Genomic DNA, 1,210 nt, shown 5'->3' on the forward strand with positions numbered 1-1,210 from the left:
GCGCAGGATATGCTCGGCCTGCACCGGCTCGGTGATCATGCCCACCGTGCCGCTGGCGATGCCGGCCTCCTTCTTCACCCGTTCGGCGAACTCGGTCTGGTAGCCCGGTCCTACCGGGATTTCCGCATTCGCCGCGGTACCGCCGGAAGACACGTCGATCAGGTCCACGCCCAGGTCCTTCAGGCGCCGGGCCAGTTCCACGGTCTCGTCGGGGTTCCAGCCATCCTCCACCCAGTCGGTGGCGGACAGCCGCACGAATAATGGCAACTCTTCCGGCCAGGCCTTGCGCACCGCGGCGGTGACCTGCAGAAGCAGGCGGATGCGGTTCTCGAAGCAGCCGCCGTACTGGTCGCGACGCTGGTTCGACAGCGGCGAGAGGAACTGATGCAACAGGTAGCCGTGGGCCGCATGCACCTCCGCGACCTTGAAGCCGGCAGCCAGGGAGCGCTCGGCGGCGCGTACGAAGGCCTGCACCAGCGCCTCGATCTGCGCCTCGCTCAGGGCCTCGGGGGTCGTGTGCTGGGGATCGAACGGGATCGCCGACGGCGCCACCGGTATCCAGCCGCCGTCGCCGATCGGCACGCTGCCGTGCTTGCCCAGCCACGGCCGCCAGGTACTCGCCTTGCGCCCGGCGTGGGCCAGCTGAACCCCGGCGACCGCGCCCTGGGACTCGATGAAACGGGTGATGCGATGCAACGGCTCGACATGCGCGTCGCTCCAGATGCCGAGGTCGTCGGCGGTGATGCGCCCCTCGGGCAACACCGCGGTGGCTTCGACGATCACCAGGCCGGCGCCGCCCACCGCGCGGCTGCCCAGGTGCACGAGATGCCAGTCGTTGGCCAGGCCCTCCTGCGCCGAATACTGGCACATGGGCGATACGGCGATGCGGTTGGGCAAGGTGATTTGACGCAGGCTAAGAGGCTCGAACAGCAGACTCATGGCAGGACTCCCGGTCGGTCTTGGAATAAATGCTCACCCCTGAACTTTAGACCGGGTTCGCGGAGGCCAGCGGCCCAAGCGACATAAAGCAGCCGTCCTCCTGGCGGAAGACGGCTTGAGCGGCCCCGGCCGGCATTCCTTCCTGGAGTGCCGGCCGGGGCCACCGAGCTTACAACGCGCTCGGGCAGGTCACGCCGACGGTGCTGAACGCCCGGGTGACGTCAGCCGCCGAGTAGTTGCGGTTCTGCGCCGAGCTAATCACTCCACAGGC

2 protein-coding genes are annotated in these 1,210 nt (G+C 68.2%); both read right to left on the minus strand.

Translation table 11 applies throughout. The features are described from left to right. Window positions 1-939 (minus strand): NADH:flavin oxidoreductase/NADH oxidase (locus FFS27_RS32930; protein ID WP_137952564.1); only part of this gene is annotated, 939 nt, incomplete at its 3' end. Between the two features lie 169 nt (window positions 940-1,108). Next, the coding region (locus FFS27_RS33965) for a hypothetical protein (RefSeq protein ID WP_256659911.1) at window positions 1,109-1,210 on the minus strand (102 nt) is incomplete at its 5' end.

The organism is Pseudomonas sp. 2VD (assembly GCF_005503585.1).
GTDB classification, from domain to species: Bacteria; Pseudomonadota; Gammaproteobacteria; order Pseudomonadales; family Pseudomonadaceae; genus Pseudomonas; species Pseudomonas aeruginosa.